We start from the raw sequence: 15,022 nt of genomic DNA on the forward strand, positions 1-15,022 counted from the left end.
TTAGCTCCTCAGTTCTTTGCCGGTGAGCTCGAGGAAGACCTGCTCGAGATTACGGTGGTCGGCCTCCAGCCGGCGGATCAGTACATCCTGCTTTGCGACGGCCGCGGTGAGCGCCGCCAGCAGCGGCGGGGTCGCCGCGGTGGGCAGGGTGTAGTGCAGTGGGCGGATCGCCTGGAGGGCGGGGATCTGGAAGCCAGCGGTGGCCAACGCGGCGTCGATAAGCGGGGTGTCCAAGGCCTGCTCCGTGGTCAAGCTCAGCGTCTGAATTCCGGCGGCATCGCCATTGGTCAGCTCCGCTGGGGTGCCGGCGGCAACCGTGCGGCCATGATCGATGATCATGATGCGGTCGGCCAACGCCTCCGCCTCATCCATCAGGTGGGTGGTCAGCACGACGCTGACCCCGTCCCGGCGCAGCTGGGCGATCAAGTCCCAGACCAGCAGCCGTGATTGGGCATCCATACCGGCGGTCGGCTCATCGAGAAACACCAGTTCCGGCCGGCCGATCAGCGCCAGCGCGAGGGAAAGCCGCTGCTGCTGGCCGCCGGAGAGGCGGCGATAGGTGGTGCGGCGCTGCTCCTGCAGGCCGACGACTTCGAGCAGCCACTCGGGATCCTGCGGGTTGGCATTGTAGGACGCCGCCAGGTGTAGCATTTCGCCGACGCGGACACCGGAATAGGAGCCACCCCCCTGAAGCATGATGCCGGTGCGACGCCGTACCTGGTCGGGATCTCTCGTGGGATCCACCCCGAGCACCCTGATGCTGCCGGAGCTGGGGGATTGGAATCCCTCGCACATTTCGATGGTGGTGGTCTTGCCGGCGCCGTTGGGGCCGAGGAGGGCGAAGACCTCGCCCTGTTCGACCCTGAGATTCAGGTCGGCTACTGCCGTGGTGGATCCGAAGCGCTTGAAAACATCACGCAACTCCAGTGCGGGGGCAACCGCGGGGTCATCCGTAAGTTGGTGCACGGGCCCGCCCTGAACGTCCGATTGAGCAGTCACAGACAGTTAGTCTAGGACAAGGGGCGCCCGAACTCTTAATAGCCACCAGCCCAGCCCCCCGATGATGACGAAGCTCACGGCCGCCCCCACATAGATCGCGACCACCGTATCTGGCGGGAGGGCCAGGCCCCGGGGCAGCACAAAGAAGCTGAAGGCCGCGGAATAGGCCACCACGCAGACCCGGAAGAAGAGTCGGTTGGCCCACGCCGCCAGGGGAACGATCGCCCACAACATGTACCAGGGGTGCACCACGGGAAAGAGGATGACCAGCACAAAAGTTGACACTCCCAGCGCACCTACCGGGTGAATTGTTCCGCGGAAGGTGGCGAAGAGCATGCGGACAATGAACGCGCCGGCCACGGCCACTCCTGCCGCCCGGGTGATCACCAGTATGGCGGCGGTGTGATCGCCCAGGCCGAGCAGCATGCCCAGCCAGCCGGCGATGACTCCGGAGTCGGTGGTCACCGACATCCAGCTCCGGATGGAGGCCGCGCCACCCTGTCCCGTGATCCAGCCGAGGCCGATGCCGGAGAGCAGGGTGAACGCCGCGATGGTGAGGGTGAGGATGAGGATCTGGCAGAGGACGGCCAAGCCGATGGCGGACCAGCGGGCGTGGCCACGCTGATGTAGGTGTCGGGCAAGTGCCATACCCACGAAGCCCAGTGCCAGGAAACCAGTGACCTTGACCATTCCGGCACAGGAAATCAAGGCGGCAGACAGGACGATGAGGGCCAGGCCCTTGTTTCGGTGTGCATCATTGAGATGGTCAATCCCGCGTAGGCCGACCTCGAGCCCCAACAGGGCGAAGCCGAGCAGCACCGATTCATTATGGATGCCGCCGACCAGATGCAGGATCGTGAGTGGATTGAGGATGCCCAGCCAGAAGGCGGCGGAGGGGTTGACCCGGCAGCGTTTGGCCAGCATGACCACGGCCCAGCCCGCCACCAGAACGCCCGCCAGGGAAAGGACACGATGTGCCAGGACGCCGAGCAAGATGGAGTCATTGGTTAATCCGCTGATGAGAGCGGCCAGGCCCAGTGCGACCGGGCCATAGGGGGATGCCGACTGTGACCAGATGAAAGGCACCGAGCGTGCCAGTGGGTTCTCCGTCCCCAGCAGTGCGACCGGGCCCGCAGAGTAAGGGTCCAGTCCTTGGAGGACGATCGAGCCATTCGCCAGATAGGAATAGATGTCCTGGGTGAACAGTGGGGCAGTGAAGATAATTGGCAGGGTCCAGCCAATGAAGGTGCGGCGCAGCTGTGAGATGGTCGCGGTGCCCCGGAGTTGGGAGTGGTGCCGGAGTGGTGCCCCCACGTAGGGGACCATGAAAATCCAGGCCACCACCAGGAGGCCGACGCCCACCAGGACCACCATTGAGGAGGTCTGCAGCATTCGCGACATCAGGGAGCCGCCCGGATAGTACTGATAAGGATTGTCGACCACCGGAAGGGCTCCGGCACCCAAGGCGCCGAAAGCGAGCATCAGGGCACCAACGGTGCCGATCCAGCGCAGCACCGTAAAGCGGGTCAGGTCCGGTCCGGCCAGCTCTCGGTCTGGCTCGGTGGGGAGATTCTCGGGACCATCGGCCGGGACGGTGTCGGAGCCACTCTCCGGCGTGTGGCGATCGACGGTGGACACGGCAGGCACAGAGGTGGCTTGCACCATCGGCTCATGATGCAGTTCGGCGGAACGGGAGCCCGCGGTACCGATTCGTGGCAGGTCGCGGGTGAGTGTCCGCCATATCCTCCGGAGCAATGGGTCTGATGGTTGCACAGGCCACATCCTACGCAGGCCGACGGACCTGCCTTGTCACGCCCGCCAAGATTCTCCGCACACCCGCCAAGATTTCCTGCTCCCCTCGCCCGGAGAGTGTCTGGGGAAAGGAAAAGTCGAGGTTGGAGGTGGCTCATTGACGCTCTTGGGGAAGGGTGTTGCATTCGGGTGCACACGTTGGACAAGGGAATAGAATTAGGGCACACTAGTGTTGTCTAATGATGAGAGCCGAAATAACAGGGGCCTGGGCGGCCCGGAAAATCTGGGAGGTGAAGACTGTGACTGAAGCCATTGTGCGCAGCACGACTGAGACCCGAGCTACCGAGACCCGCTCCACGGAGGGCGAGACCCGGCACCAGCTCATGCTTCATCTTCTTCAGAAGGGGCCGTCCACTGCTTCTCAACTCGGTGATCATCTCGGCATTTCTGCCGCAGGTGTCCGTAGACACCTGGACATTCTGGTGGACGAGGGGCTGGCTGAGGCGGTTACCCGTCGCAGTCGACCACGTTCCGGGGTATCTCCCTCCAGGGGGCGTCCCGCGAAGGAGTTTCGGCTGACCGATTCCGGTCGGACACATTTCGGCCATGACTATGACAACCTGGCACTTCGGGCCTTGACCGCACTGCGTGATATCGGTGGGGAAGCGGCCGTGAGAGAATTTGCCAGGAAGCGTATCGCTGAGATCGTCGAGGGCATCGCCCCCGCCGATGTCGGTGAAGAATCCGTGGAGGCCACAGCCCGGGCCCTCGCGGAGGCATTCGGTGAGCACGGATACGCTGCCACCGTCACGAATGCCGGCGGAGGGGTTCAGATCTGTCAGCATCACTGCCCGATCTCGAACGTCGCCGTAGAATTCCCAGAGATCTGCGAAGCGGAACATGAGGCAATTTCTAGCCTCGTGGGAATTCACGTCCAGCAGCTGGCTTCCATTGCTGAGGGACACGGCATCTGTACTACGAATATTCCCTTGACCCCCATTAACAACACTCCTGATGAGAGGAGCGGACAATGACCCAAACTCAGAATCCCGGTGTCAACACCCCCAAGAGTGATGACGAGATCATCGACTCGATTGGCCCGTACAACTTTGGTTGGCACGATGACGACGCCGCCGGCGCTTCCGCACGACGCGGCTTGAGCGCTGAGGTTGTCACGGATATTTCCGGCAAGAAGGATGAGCCCGAGTGGATGCTCGCAGCTCGCTTGAAGGCGCTTGATATCTTCGACAAGAAGCCGATGCCGACCTGGGGCGCCGACCTTTCAGGTATTGACTTCGACAACATCAAGTACTTCGTCCGCTCCACCGAGAAGCAGGCCCAGTCGTGGGAAGACCTGCCCGAGGACATCAAGAACACCTACGACCGCCTGGGTATCCCGGAGGCTGAGAAGCAGCGTCTGGTCGCCGGTGTCGCAGCTCAGTATGAGTCTGAGGTTGTGTACCACCAGATCCGCGAGGACCTGGAGGAAAAGGGTGTCATCTTCATGGACACCGATACCGCTCTGAAGGAGCACCCGGAGTTCTTCCATGAGTACTTCGGCAGCGTCATCCCCGCCGGTGACAATAAGTTCTCCGCGTTGAACGCAGCTGTCTGGTCCGGTGGATCATTCATCTACGTTCCCAAGGGTGTCCACGTGGACATCCCGCTGCAGGCCTACTTCCGTATCAACACCGAGAACATGGGTCAGTTTGAGCGCACCCTGATCATCGTTGATGAGGATGCCTACGTCCATTACGTCGAGGGTTGTACCGCTCCGATCTACAAGTCCGACTCCCTGCACTCCGCAGTCGTCGAGATCATCGTGAAGAAGGGCGGCCGCTGCCGCTACACCACGATTCAGAACTGGTCCAACAACGTCTACAACCTGGTGACCAAGCGCACCAAGGTTGAAGAGGGCGGCACCATGGAGTGGGTCGACGGCAACATCGGCTCCAAGGTCACCATGAAATACCCGGCAGTCTGGATGACCGGACCCTATGCCAAGGGCGAGGTTCTCTCGGTGGCCTTCGCCGGCGAAGGCCAGTTCCAGGACACCGGCGCCAAGATGATTCACATGGCTCCGCACACCTCCTCGAACATCGTCGCCAAGTCGGTGGCCCGTGGCGGCGGACGATCCGCTTACCGTGGTCTGGTGCAGATCAACGCCAACGCGCACCACTCCACCTCCAACGTTGAGTGTGACGCCCTTCTGGTGGACAACATCTCCCGTTCGGACACCTACCCCTACAACGACATCCGCAATGATCACGTGTCGCTGGGCCACGAGGCAACTGTCTCGAAGGTCTCCCAGGAGCAGCTCTTCTACCTGATGAGCCGCGGCCTGGCTGAAGATGAGGCCATGGCGATGATCGTCCGTGGTTTCGTCGAGCCCATCGCGAAGGAATTGCCGATGGAGTACGCACTTGAGCTCAATCGCCTGATTGAACTGCAGATGGAAGGATCGGTGGGTTAGGGAATGACCGACACAATCGTTAAAGACGTAACCGTTAAGGCTGCCACCCCTCACAACACGAAGGGTGATATCTTCTCATCCTTCGATGTGGAGGACTTTGAGATCCCGAAGGGCCGCGATGAGGTCTGGCGTTTCATCGCGCTGCGCCGCATCCGCGGCCTGCACAACGGCACCTTCGCAACCGCAGTGGAGCAGGACATCTCCGTTGAGCTGCCGGCCTCCGCTTCCGGAATCAGCATCGCCACCTTGAACAAGGGCGATGAGCGTCTCGGCCGTGCCGGTGCTCCGGTCGACCGCGTCGCGGCTCAGGCCTGGACCTCCATGGAATCCGCGCAGCTGGTCAAGTTCGACCGCGAGTCCGTCAACGCTGAGCCGGTGGTCCTCACCATCACCGGTCGTGGTGAGGATGTCACTTCCTTCGGCGCCACCGTCATCGAGGTTGAGGCGGGCGCTGACGCGACCGTCGTGCTGCGCTACCAGGGTTCTGGTACGCACGCAGACAACATCGAGTTCCTGATCGGGGACAACGCACGTCTCAACGTCGTCGTTGACATCGACTGGGCAGATGACGCCGTGCACCTTTCCGGCCAGCTGGCGCAGCTCGGCCGCGATGCCGTGCTCCGCCACAACCTGGCAACCTTCGGCGGCCAGATCGTCCGTGTCGTGCCGCGCGTGAAGTTCACCGGGCCCGGTGCCGATGCTGAACTTCTCGGTGTCTACTTCGCCGACGATGGACAGTACATCGAGCAGCGACTGCTGATCGACCACTCTGTTCCGAACTGCCGCTCCAATGTCTTGTACAAGGGTGCACTGCAGGCTGATCCGTCCAGCGATAAGCCTGAGGCACGTACTGCCTGGGTCGGCGATGTGCTGATCCGCGCCGAGGCTCATGGAACCGATACCTACGAGGTCAACCGCAACCTCGTGCTCACCGAGGGGGCGCGCGCCGATGCCGTGCCGAACCTTGAGATTGAGACTGGCGAGATCGCCGGTGCCGGCCACGCCGCCACCGTCGGACGCTTCGACGACGAGCACCTCTTCTACCTCATGACCCGTGGTATTTCGGAGGAGGAAGCCCGCCGACTCATTGTCCGTGGCTTCTTCTCCGAGGTGATCAACCACGTTCCGGTCGAATCGATCAGGAATGAGTTCGAAGCGCGTATCGCCGCCGAGCTCGAGGCTGTCACCGCTTAAAGGACCACACCGCTTTATCACGGCACCGCCTCAGCCCGGCTCCACCGGGCGAGTAGCGGCATCACCCACGATCTAGAACTGAAAGAGCATCAATGAGTACCCTTGAAATCAAGAACCTCTCCGCCCAGGTCCTGCCGAACGATGATTCCGCTGAGCCCAAGCAGATCCTGAAGGGCGTGAACCTCACCATCAACTCCGGCGAGGTCCACGCTGTCATGGGCCCGAACGGCTCCGGCAAGTCCACCCTGGCTTATGTCATCGCGGGTCACCCCCGTTACGAGGTCACCGGCGGCGAGGTGCTGCTCGACGGCGTCAACATCCTCGAGCTCGACGTCGACGAGCGTGCCCGCGCCGGCATGTTCCTGGCCATGCAGTACCCGACCGAGATCCCGGGCGTCTCCATGTCCAACTTCCTGCGCTCCGCAGCCACCGCTGTCCGCGGCGAGGCCCCGAAGTTGCGCGACTGGGTCAAGGAGGTCCGACAGGCTCGCGAGGACCTCGCCATCGATCCTTCCTTCGGTGAGCGTTCCGTGAACGAGGGCTTCTCCGGTGGCGAGAAGAAGCGCCACGAGGTGCTGCAGCTCGATATCCTCAAGCCGAAGTTCGCCGTCATGGATGAGACCGACTCCGGTCTGGACGTCGATGCATTGCGTGTCGTCTCTGAGGGTATTAACCGCTACCAGGAGGAGACCAGCGGCGGTATCCTGCTGATCACCCACTACAAGCGCATCCTCAACTACATCTCGCCGGACCAGGTTCACGTGTTCGCCGACGGCCGCATCGTCGCTTCCGGCGGCGCTGAGCTCGCCGACAAGCTCGAGGCCGACGGCTACGACCAGTTCCTGTGAGGACTGAGATGACCTTCACGAACCCTGACGGAACCCTCGACGTCCAGGCCATCCGGGCAGAATTCCCGATTCTCTCGCGCACGGTGCGAGAGGGGAAGCCCCTGGTTTACCTGGATTCCGGTGCGACGTCACAGCGCCCGGAACGGGTATGGCGGGCGGAGGAGCACTTCGTGCTTCACACGAACGCTCCGGTCCACCGCGGTGCCTACCAGCTCGCGGAGGAAGCCACCGACGCCTATGAGACGGCGCGCGAGAATATCGCCGCCTTCGTGGGGGCGGACTCTGATGAGATCGCCTTCACCAAGAACGCCACCGAGGGGCTCAACCTCATCGCCTATGTACTTGGCGATGATCGGGCAGGGGAACTGCAGGTCAAAAAGGGCGACACGGTCGTCGTCACGGAGTTGGAACACCATGCGAACCTGGTGCCCTGGCAGGAGCTGTGCCGTCGTACCGGTGCCACCCTGAAGTGGTACTCGATCACCGAAGACGGCCGCATTGATCTCGATTCACTCGAGCTCGATGAGACCGTCAAGGTAGTGGCCTTCACCCACCAGTCAAATGTCACCGGTGCGGTGTCTGATGTCGCTGAGCTGGTTGCCCGGGCGAAGGCCGTTGGGGCGCTGACGGTGCTGGATGCCTGCCAGTCGGTGCCGCATATGCCGGTCAACTTCCACGAGCTGGATGTCGACTTCTCAGCGTTCTCCGGTCACAAGATGCTCGGCCCCGCCGGGGTCGGCGCCTTCTACGGAAAGGCGGAGCATTTGAAGAAGCTGCCGCCATTCCTAACCGGTGGTTCGATGATCGAGATCGTGCAGATGGATGGGTCCACCTACGCCCCGGCACCGCAGCGCTTCGAGGCGGGTACCCAGATGACCAGCCAGGTCGTCGGGCTCTCTGCCGCGGTGGATTTCCTTCGCGAGGTGGGTATGGAAGCCATCCATACCCATGAGCAGGACCTTATCGCCTATGCGTTGCCGAAGCTGGCGGAGATTGAGGGTCTGCGGATCATCGGTCCGCTGGACACCCACCTTCGTGGTGGTGCCTTCAGCTTCGTGGTCGACGGCATTCACCCCCACGATCTGGGGCAGGTGCTCGATGACCGCGGCGTGTCCATCCGGGTGGGTCACCACTGCGCCTGGCCGCTGCACCGTTGCCTGCATATTCAGGCCACAGCACGGGCATCTTTTTACCTGTACAACACCCGCGAGGAGATCGACGCCCTGGTCGACGCCATCATCGCGGCTAAGGAATTCTTTGAGGTGAGCAAGTGAATCTGGAGTCCATGTACCAGGAAGTGATCCTGGACCATTACAAGCACCCGATGCACGCTGGCCTTCGGGATCCCTTTGAGGCTGAGGTGCACCACGTCAATCCTTCCTGCGGCGATGAGATCACCCTCCGGGTGCACCTCTCCGCGGACGGCAAGGTTGTCGAGGATGTCTCCTATGACGCTGAGGGTTGTTCCATCAGCCAGGCCTCAACGTCGGTCATGGCGGAAGAGATCCTCGGCAAGCCGGTTGAGGAAGCAATGACCAAGCTCGCCTCTTTTGAGGAGATGGTCACCTCCCGCGGCAAAAAGGAGGGTGACATCGAGCTGATCGGAGACGGCGTCGCCTTTTCCGGCGTGTCCAAGTACCCCGCCCGAGTCAAGTGCGCCCTGCTCGGCTGGAAAGCCTTCCAGGCCGCAACCGCAGATGCATTGGAGAAGCTATGAGTGAACAAGACACCACCCAGACCGAAAACACTGAATCGACTGAGTCCAGCAGTACTTTCGAGAAGCAGACGGCTCGTCCCACGCAGACCGAGGAACAGATCGCCATGGCTGCTGATGTCGAGGAGTACATGCGCGACGTCATCGACCCCGAGTTGGGCATCAACGTCGTTGATCTCGGCCTGGTCTATGACATCTGGTTCGAGGGGGAGCGTGACGCCAAGATCGACATGACCTTGACCTCACCGGCCTGCCCGCTGACGGATGTCATCGAGGATCAGTGCAACTCGGCGATCGTCGGCAACAAGGTTGCCGACAGTCTCACGATCAACTGGGTGTGGGTGCCCTCTTGGGGCCCGCACATGATCACCGAGGATGGCCGCGAGCAGCTTCGCGCGCTCGGTTTCGCGGTCTAGAAACCGCAACGATCTAAGCACCGCAGGAAACAGTTCACCCCGGTCCGCCAGAAATGGCGGCCCGGGGTGTTCGGCGTCCCCGGACGCTAATCGACGCCGCGTCTGGTACGGGTGTGCTATTCCGCGAGCAGGCAACCCCAGAGGAATGCGGCATTGGGCGGGGACACCGGGAATTCAGTCGGGGCATTTGAGATCAGCAGATTCAGGGGGCTGTCGGAGTCACCACGGTGGGTCTCAAGGGAGTCCACGCAGTAACTCAGTCGCTCGGCGCCTTCGCTCGAGGGGCTGATGCTGCCTACGTCCCCGCCGTTGTGGCGGGCGTCCTCATTGATGAAGGAGAAGACGAGGAAGAGCATGATCAGGATGCTCAGTACCCGGCCCCAGCGAAATCTTTTCTTCACGAGGGGTTCTTCGATGCTCGCCTTCGCTGTGCTGGTGCTGCGAGCGCTACTGCGGGCGGGGCGGGCGCCGGTGGTGGGCACCCACTGGGAGGGTGGTGGTGCGGGCTGGGAGTATCGATGGCTGTTCGATTGTGGTGCGGGGTGGCGGCTGGCCTGCCGCATGGCCAGGGTGGGGACAATCTGGGCGCTGATGTCGGTGATGCTGTGCGGGCTGACGCCATAGTTGGCGACGGCGTCGATAAGCTGTTTCCGGCTGGGGTCACTCGCGAAACGCAGCACCAGGGTGCCGTTCTGATAGGGCGAGGTGGAGTAGCGGACCAGGTAGTCCCGCCCGGTCTTCGGGTCTGCCGGATTTCCGTCCTGAGATGTGGTCTTCGCCATACCCGCAGTCTATGTGGTGGCGGGGAACCCTGTGCCCGAATACCGCCGTTTAAGTTCCGGCTCCCAGGTTGATACACTGGCCCGTTGTGATTGTCACCAATGATCTTGAAGTTCGCGTCGGCGCCCGAACCCTCCTCAATGCCCCCGGGCAGCTCTTGCGCGTCCAGGCCGGTGACCGCGTCGGACTGGTCGGCCGCAACGGTGCCGGAAAGACCACCACCATGCGTATTCTCGCAGGTGAAACCCAGCCCTACGGGGGAACGGTGTCCTCTTCAGGCGGCATCGGATACCTGCCTCAGGATTCCCGTGAGGGAAATATTGAACAAACCGCCCGGGACCGCGTGCTCTCCGCCCGCGGCCTGGACCAGATCCGTTCCGCCATGGAACGGCAGCAGGAAATCATGGAGACCACCCTCGATGACGGCAAGCGTGACGCCGCCATCCTGAAGTACTCCCGTTTCGAGGAGGAATACTCCTCCCTCGGCGGCTATGAAGCTGACTCCGAGGCCGCCCAGATCTGCGAGAACCTGGGCCTTCCGGCTCGCATTCTGGATCAGAAACTCAACACCCTCTCCGGCGGTCAGCGCCGTCGTGTGGAGCTGGCGCAGATCCTCTTCGCCGCCACCAACGGCTCCGGAAAATCGTCCACCACGCTGCTGCTGGATGAGCCCACCAACCACCTTGACGCAGACTCCATCACCTGGCTGCGCGGCTTCCTCTCAAAGCACGAGGGCGGTCTGATCATGATCTCCCACGATGTTGAGCTGCTCAATGACGTCTGCAACAAGGTCTGGTACCTCGACGCGGTGCGCAGTGAAGCTGATGTCTACAACATGAACTTCACCAAGTACAAGGATGCCCGAGCCACCGATGAGGCCCGTCGTCGCCGGGAGCGCACCAACGCCGAGAAGAAGGCGGGTGCGCTGAAGATGCAGGCCGCCAAGCTCGGTGCGAAGGCCACCAAGGCCGCCGCCGCCAAGCAGATGCTCGCGCGTGCGGAGAAGATGGTCAACTCCCTCGATGACATCCGCGTGTCCGACCATGTTGCCCATATTTCCTTCCCGGAGCCTGCCCCCTGCGGCAAGACCCCGATGAATGCGAAGGGCCTGACCAAGATGTACGGCTCCCTCGAGGTGTTCGCCGGCGTGGACCTGGCCATCGACAAGGGCTCCCGCGTGGTTGTCCTCGGCTTCAACGGCGCCGGTAAAACCACCCTGCTCAAATTGCTCGCCGGTGTGGAACGCACCGACGGAGAGGGCGGCATCGTCTCCGGCCACGGCCTCAAGGTTGGCTACTTCGCCCAGGAACACGACACCATCGACCCGGATAAATCCGTCTGGCAGAACACCCTGGAAGCCTGCCCGGATGCCGTGGAGCAGGACCTGCGCGGTGTGCTCGGTGCCTTCATGTTCACCGGCGATCAGCTGAACCAGCCTGCCGGCACGCTCTCCGGCGGTGAGAAGACCCGACTGGCACTGGCCGGACTGGTCTCCTCCCGCGCGAACGTGCTGCTGCTTGATGAGCCCACCAACAACCTGGATCCGGTATCCCGTGAACAGGTGCTGGACGCGATCCGTACCTACACCGGTGCCGTCGTCTTGGTCACCCATGATCCGGGTGCCGTCAAGGCACTGGAGCCGGAGCGCGTCATCGTGCTGCCGGAGGGCACCGAAGATCTGTGGAACGACCAGTACATGGAGATCGTCGAGCTGGCCTAAGATTTTGCGGGAAATCCGAGGTCACGCCCTCTCGCGGCGTGACCTTCGGGTGTTGATCCCGCAAAAATCCCGCAGGTATCCGTTGCGCTGAGATCGCCTGCTTCAGTATCCACCGGACCTTCGCTCTTGACCCTTGAGGTTTCGGCGGAAGGGTTTTGTGGCTGGTAGTCGAGCTGCCGGCGAGGCCCCGGCTTGGGGCGGTTCATCACCAAAGTCACCGCCGGCCGATAATCTTGGGACATGCAGACACTTTCATGCAGACACTTTTAGGAATGCTATGTCCCACTGCGGTCGTGGGCTGGGTGGTGAGCCTGCTGGTATTTGTCGCCACCGCTTTGATGGCCCTTGACGGTTGGGATACGAATATCGGTGCCGGGGCCGCGCTGCTGGTCGCCCTGCATTTTGCCTTCCTGTCGGGGTTGATCACGATTGCCGCCGTGGTGGCCTGGGCGGTTGGGCGGGTTCGGGGCCAGCTGACCGAACCTTATGTCCCGCTACGGAACTTGCTCTGGGGCGCGACAGCGGTGCTGGTGCTTGGGGCAGCAATGTTGCTGTTCACTGGCTTCCATCTGACTAGTCCCGGGGTCGTTTACCTGCTGGGCGGTGCAGTGGTCACCGGAATTACCGCCGTGGTGGTTTCAGTGAATCCCCGACAAGAATCCCATCGGAGAGCTACTGGCTGAAGTCGCTAGGAAACAATGAGGAGTCGACCAAGCTATGGATGGATTCACTTCTACCCTATGCAAAGTCATTTCTGAAATGTGTGAAGGGGAAAGCCCGGCACCGTTGCAGAAACATACCTGAATCTGGGACAGGGCCACCCCGGTAGGATCGATGACCATGACGAACCTGAGCTACCCCGCGCACCTTCGCGGATTGAGCCTGCGGTTGGCAGCGGGGGAGACCCCTGTCGAGCTCGGTCTGCAGGGCTGGCAGATCACTGATCGCTCCCTGCTGCTTGGCCACGGCCGGGACTGCTTCGAGCAGGCCACCGAGCGGTTGCTCAGCTGGCGGGCCCACGCCCATGCCCACGTCAGGGTTCATCAGGAGGGCCAGGTGCTTCGCCTGCGTTTTGGTCCGACGCTGTCGCCCTGCCTGATCCTGCGTGAGGAGCGTAGCCCGGAGCGCACCTTATTGATGTACGGCACCATGCCCGGGCATGTGGAGCGCGGCGAAGAGGCTTTTCTTATTTCGCGCTCGCCACAGGGGGAGGTCATCGCACGCTGCGTGGCCTTCTCGCAGCCGGACTGGTTCTGGGCCCGGCTGGGCAGGCCGGTGGCCCGACTGGTACAGCTGGCGGTCACCGGCGCCTACCTGCGGGGCATGCGCCCCTGATCTACGCTGTGCTGCCATGAGTGGGCAATGCAGTGTGATCCGCGGGGTGGAACGGGCCTATAGCCTGACCGGTCCAGAGTCGGGCCCGCCGGTACTCCAACTCCATGGGCTGGGGTCGAGCCGTCGGCGCGAGGACGTCAGCGGTACCCATGCCACCGCTGCCGCCGAGGGGCTGCGGGTGCTGCGTATCGACGCCCCGGGGCACGGGCCCTCCAGCCCAGTTGTGGCCGCGGCGGACTATACCCGGCAGGCTATGCCCAGCTGGTGGCCGACTTGGTGCGGGAAGTTTTAGGGGAAACCCCGGTGCACGGGGTGGGGGCCTCGATGGGGGCGGGAGCGCTGATCCACGCGGCCGTCGAGAAGCGGTTTCCCCTGGCTTCGCTGACCCTGTTGATTCCACCGACCGCCTGGGAGGAACGGCAGGCGCGCCGGGCCGGATATGAGGCCACTGCGGAGTTCATTGAGGCGCAGGGCTTTGCGGTCTTCGCGAACCTGGCTGGGGAATTCCCGCCACCTTCGGCCGCAGCTGCGAGGCAGCCGGTCCAGGTGCCCGATCTGCGCCCAGAGTCTGCAGCGGCGGTCCCGGTGCCTCATACTCCGGCGGGGTAGCGGCCTGGCCCGGGCGTGTCGCGGGGTTCATCCATTCACTCACGTAACCATATTGTTATGCTTCTTGGAGCCTCGATCCAGCCAGCCCCCAGCAGATGCCATATTTACTGGTACTTTTGTGACTGAAGAGATGAGAGTTAGCCCCTGAGGTTCATGAGTCCTTTTGTTCCCCCAGCTATCTTGGGATAATTTTCCCAGCCGTAACAAAGTCGCGGGCGCGGCCGAAGTAAGCCCTGAAGGTGGTATTGAAGATGAAGAAACGTTCTCTGGCGGCAATCGCTGCTACGGTCCTGACAACCATGGGATTGGCGGTGGCTCCCCAAGCGGCTGCCTCCCCGAATGCACTGGTCGCTTTCGGTGATTCCGTGATGTCCAACCCGGCGATTCCGGAGTGGATCAATGCCAAGGCAATGGGATCCTCCGGTTCTTCCGGAAGTGCCGGTACCGGCAACCGGACTAACTGCCCGACTGATCCGAATGGCTTCGCCAAGCACGCGGCCTGGCAGCAGGGCTTGACCCCACATGATTACTCTTGCACCGGCGCCTCCGTCTTCAGCGGTGGCGTTTCCCTGGCGCAGCAGGTCGATTGGGCCATGCAGGATGGTCACCTCGATGGTGGAACCCGGGAGGTGCTCCTCAACTTCGGTTTCAATGACACCTATGGCCCGCTGTTGAACGGTGCCTCGGAACAGTGGATCCGTGACACCTACATCAACATCGCCGCCGGCCAAGTTGACCGCATCAGGTCTGCCGCTCCCAATGCGGAGATCAAGATCGTCGGTTACCCGGCCATCACCAACGGCCACGCCGTCTGCCTGTTGCAGCTGGGCAACAATATCCGGACCTATGAGCCGCTGCCGATCATCGTGCAGTCGGAGAATCTCATCCAGTCCATGCAGTCCGGCCTGGCAGCGCGCACCGGCACCAAGTTCGTCGATGTCCGTGCCGCCTCCCGCGGCCATGAGATGTGCGCCCCCGACGGTCAGCGTTGGTATGGCGCGATCTTCGACTTCGGCGAGTCCATCAACCTACCGATCCACATGACCGCTCGCGGCATGACCGAGGTCGGCGGAGTTATCGCCCGCGCCTAAACCCTGTGTGCCGCATCTGGTCGAGCTTGATCCAGATGCGGCACACCCTTAAGACACTCCCCACTCCGCAGCCTTTCCCGGGCCCGTTTTC

Annotated in this window: 16 protein-coding genes; 13 read left to right on the plus strand and 3 right to left on the minus strand. The window is 62.4% G+C overall.

The annotated features are described in order from the left end of the window. Together ACTU46_RS03120 and mptB are read right to left on the minus strand one after the other, a co-directional pair. Window positions 1-966 carry an ABC transporter ATP-binding protein gene (locus ACTU46_RS03120; RefSeq protein ID WP_443378853.1) on the minus strand — a complete coding sequence of 322 codons (966 nt, stop codon included), beginning with the start codon at window positions 964-966 and terminating at the stop codon, window positions 1-3. A gap of 39 nt (window positions 967-1,005) precedes the next feature. After that, a complete protein-coding gene (gene mptB, locus ACTU46_RS03125; protein WP_443378856.1) occupies window positions 1,006-2,781 on the minus strand; it encodes a polyprenol phosphomannose-dependent alpha 1,6 mannosyltransferase MptB in 1,776 nt (591 codons plus the stop codon). Window positions 2,782-3,050: 269 nt separating this feature from the next. Here mptB and ACTU46_RS03130 point away from each other — a divergent pair, with 269 nt between their 5' ends. From ACTU46_RS03130 to ACTU46_RS03160, 7 genes are all read left to right on the plus strand, one after another. Beyond that, window positions 3,051-3,785 carry a helix-turn-helix transcriptional regulator gene (locus ACTU46_RS03130; protein WP_443378859.1) on the plus strand — a complete coding sequence of 245 codons (735 nt, stop codon included), beginning with the start codon at window positions 3,051-3,053 and terminating at the stop codon, window positions 3,783-3,785. Next, window positions 3,782-5,224, plus strand: a complete 1,443-nt coding sequence (gene sufB, locus ACTU46_RS03135) for a Fe-S cluster assembly protein SufB (RefSeq protein WP_443378862.1) — start codon at window positions 3,782-3,784, stop codon at window positions 5,222-5,224. Before ACTU46_RS03130 ends, sufB begins: the two co-directional genes overlap by 4 nt. A gap of 3 nt (window positions 5,225-5,227) precedes the next feature. Then, entirely contained in the window at window positions 5,228-6,418 is a 1,191-nt protein-coding gene (gene sufD / locus ACTU46_RS03140; RefSeq protein ID WP_443378865.1) for a Fe-S cluster assembly protein SufD, read from the plus strand. A 92-nt stretch (window positions 6,419-6,510) separates the two neighbouring features. Further along, on the plus strand, window positions 6,511-7,266 hold the full coding sequence (gene sufC, locus ACTU46_RS03145; RefSeq protein ID WP_443378868.1) for a Fe-S cluster assembly ATPase SufC: 756 nt from the start codon (window positions 6,511-6,513) through the stop codon (window positions 7,264-7,266). 8 nt (window positions 7,267-7,274) lie between these two features. Further along, a complete protein-coding gene (locus tag ACTU46_RS03150; RefSeq protein WP_443378871.1) occupies window positions 7,275-8,540 on the plus strand; it encodes a cysteine desulfurase in 1,266 nt (421 codons plus the stop codon). Continuing rightward, the gene (gene sufU / locus ACTU46_RS03155; RefSeq protein WP_443378874.1) at window positions 8,537-8,983 is read left to right on the plus strand and encodes a Fe-S cluster assembly sulfur transfer protein SufU; all 447 of its coding nucleotides are present in this window, start codon (window positions 8,537-8,539) and stop codon (window positions 8,981-8,983) included. The genes ACTU46_RS03150 and sufU overlap by 4 nt, the downstream gene beginning before the upstream one ends. Continuing rightward, complete coding sequence (locus ACTU46_RS03160; RefSeq protein WP_443378877.1) at window positions 8,980-9,396, plus strand: metal-sulfur cluster assembly factor; 417 nt, start codon at window positions 8,980-8,982, stop codon at window positions 9,394-9,396. The genes sufU and ACTU46_RS03160 overlap by 4 nt, the downstream gene beginning before the upstream one ends. Window positions 9,397-9,512: 116 nt before the next feature. On the opposite strand, the gene ACTU46_RS03165 is transcribed toward ACTU46_RS03160, so the two are convergent. Next, the gene (locus ACTU46_RS03165) at window positions 9,513-10,178 is read right to left on the minus strand and encodes a hypothetical protein (protein WP_443378880.1); all 666 of its coding nucleotides are present in this window, start codon (window positions 10,176-10,178) and stop codon (window positions 9,513-9,515) included. 86 nt (window positions 10,179-10,264) lie between these two features. Here ACTU46_RS03165 and ACTU46_RS03170 point away from each other — a divergent pair, with 86 nt between their 5' ends. From ACTU46_RS03170 to ACTU46_RS03195, 6 genes are all read left to right on the plus strand, one after another. After that, window positions 10,265-11,896 (plus strand): ABC-F family ATP-binding cassette domain-containing protein, encoded by a 1,632-nt coding sequence (locus ACTU46_RS03170; RefSeq protein ID WP_443378883.1) that lies wholly within the window; start codon window positions 10,265-10,267, stop codon window positions 11,894-11,896. A gap of 272 nt (window positions 11,897-12,168) precedes the next feature. Then, the gene (locus tag ACTU46_RS03175; RefSeq protein WP_443378886.1) at window positions 12,169-12,579 is read left to right on the plus strand and encodes a hypothetical protein; all 411 of its coding nucleotides are present in this window, start codon (window positions 12,169-12,171) and stop codon (window positions 12,577-12,579) included. A 157-nt stretch (window positions 12,580-12,736) separates the two neighbouring features. Beyond that, a complete protein-coding gene (locus ACTU46_RS03180) occupies window positions 12,737-13,231 on the plus strand; it encodes a DUF1990 domain-containing protein (RefSeq protein ID WP_443378889.1) in 495 nt (164 codons plus the stop codon). A 16-nt stretch (window positions 13,232-13,247) separates the two neighbouring features. Further along, the gene (locus tag ACTU46_RS03185) at window positions 13,248-13,523 is read left to right on the plus strand and encodes an alpha/beta fold hydrolase (protein WP_443378892.1); all 276 of its coding nucleotides are present in this window, start codon (window positions 13,248-13,250) and stop codon (window positions 13,521-13,523) included. Continuing rightward, window positions 13,496-13,840, plus strand: coding sequence for a hypothetical protein (locus tag ACTU46_RS03190; RefSeq protein ID WP_443378895.1), 345 nt, complete (start codon window positions 13,496-13,498; stop codon window positions 13,838-13,840). The genes ACTU46_RS03185 and ACTU46_RS03190 overlap by 28 nt, the downstream gene beginning before the upstream one ends. 251 nt (window positions 13,841-14,091) lie before the next feature. Continuing rightward, window positions 14,092-14,931, plus strand: coding sequence for a GDSL-type esterase/lipase family protein (locus ACTU46_RS03195; RefSeq protein WP_443378898.1), 840 nt, complete (start codon window positions 14,092-14,094; stop codon window positions 14,929-14,931). The last annotated feature ends 91 nt before the right edge of the window (window positions 14,932-15,022 follow it).

Origin of the sequence: Corynebacterium sp. A21 (assembly GCF_052266655.1) — a bacterium.
GTDB lineage: Bacteria > Actinomycetota > Actinomycetes > Mycobacteriales > Mycobacteriaceae > Corynebacterium.

Excerpts from the sequence above, each read along its gene's own strand:
- ACTU46_RS03185 (WP_443378892.1), top strand. The coding sequence starts at position 13,248 with ATGAGTGGGCAATGCAGTGTGATCCGCGGGGTGGAACGGGCCTATAGC.
- ACTU46_RS03165 (WP_443378880.1), bottom strand. The coding sequence starts at position 10,178 with ATGGCGAAGACCACATCTCAGGACGGAAATCCGGCAGACCCGAAGACC.
- ACTU46_RS03175 (WP_443378886.1), top strand. The coding sequence starts at position 12,169 with ATGCTATGTCCCACTGCGGTCGTGGGCTGGGTGGTGAGCCTGCTGGTA.
- ACTU46_RS03150 (WP_443378871.1), top strand. The coding sequence starts at position 7,275 with ATGACCTTCACGAACCCTGACGGAACCCTCGACGTCCAGGCCATCCGG.
- mptB (WP_443378856.1), bottom strand. The coding sequence starts at position 2,781 with ATGTGGCCTGTGCAACCATCAGACCCATTGCTCCGGAGGATATGGCGG.
- sufD (WP_443378865.1), top strand. The coding sequence starts at position 5,228 with ATGACCGACACAATCGTTAAAGACGTAACCGTTAAGGCTGCCACCCCT.
- ACTU46_RS03160 (WP_443378877.1), top strand. The coding sequence starts at position 8,980 with ATGAGTGAACAAGACACCACCCAGACCGAAAACACTGAATCGACTGAG.
- ACTU46_RS03180 (WP_443378889.1), top strand. The coding sequence starts at position 12,737 with ATGACGAACCTGAGCTACCCCGCGCACCTTCGCGGATTGAGCCTGCGG.
- sufB (WP_443378862.1), top strand. The coding sequence starts at position 3,782 with ATGACCCAAACTCAGAATCCCGGTGTCAACACCCCCAAGAGTGATGAC.
- sufC (WP_443378868.1), top strand. The coding sequence starts at position 6,511 with ATGAGTACCCTTGAAATCAAGAACCTCTCCGCCCAGGTCCTGCCGAAC.
- ACTU46_RS03195 (WP_443378898.1), top strand. The coding sequence starts at position 14,092 with ATGAAGAAACGTTCTCTGGCGGCAATCGCTGCTACGGTCCTGACAACC.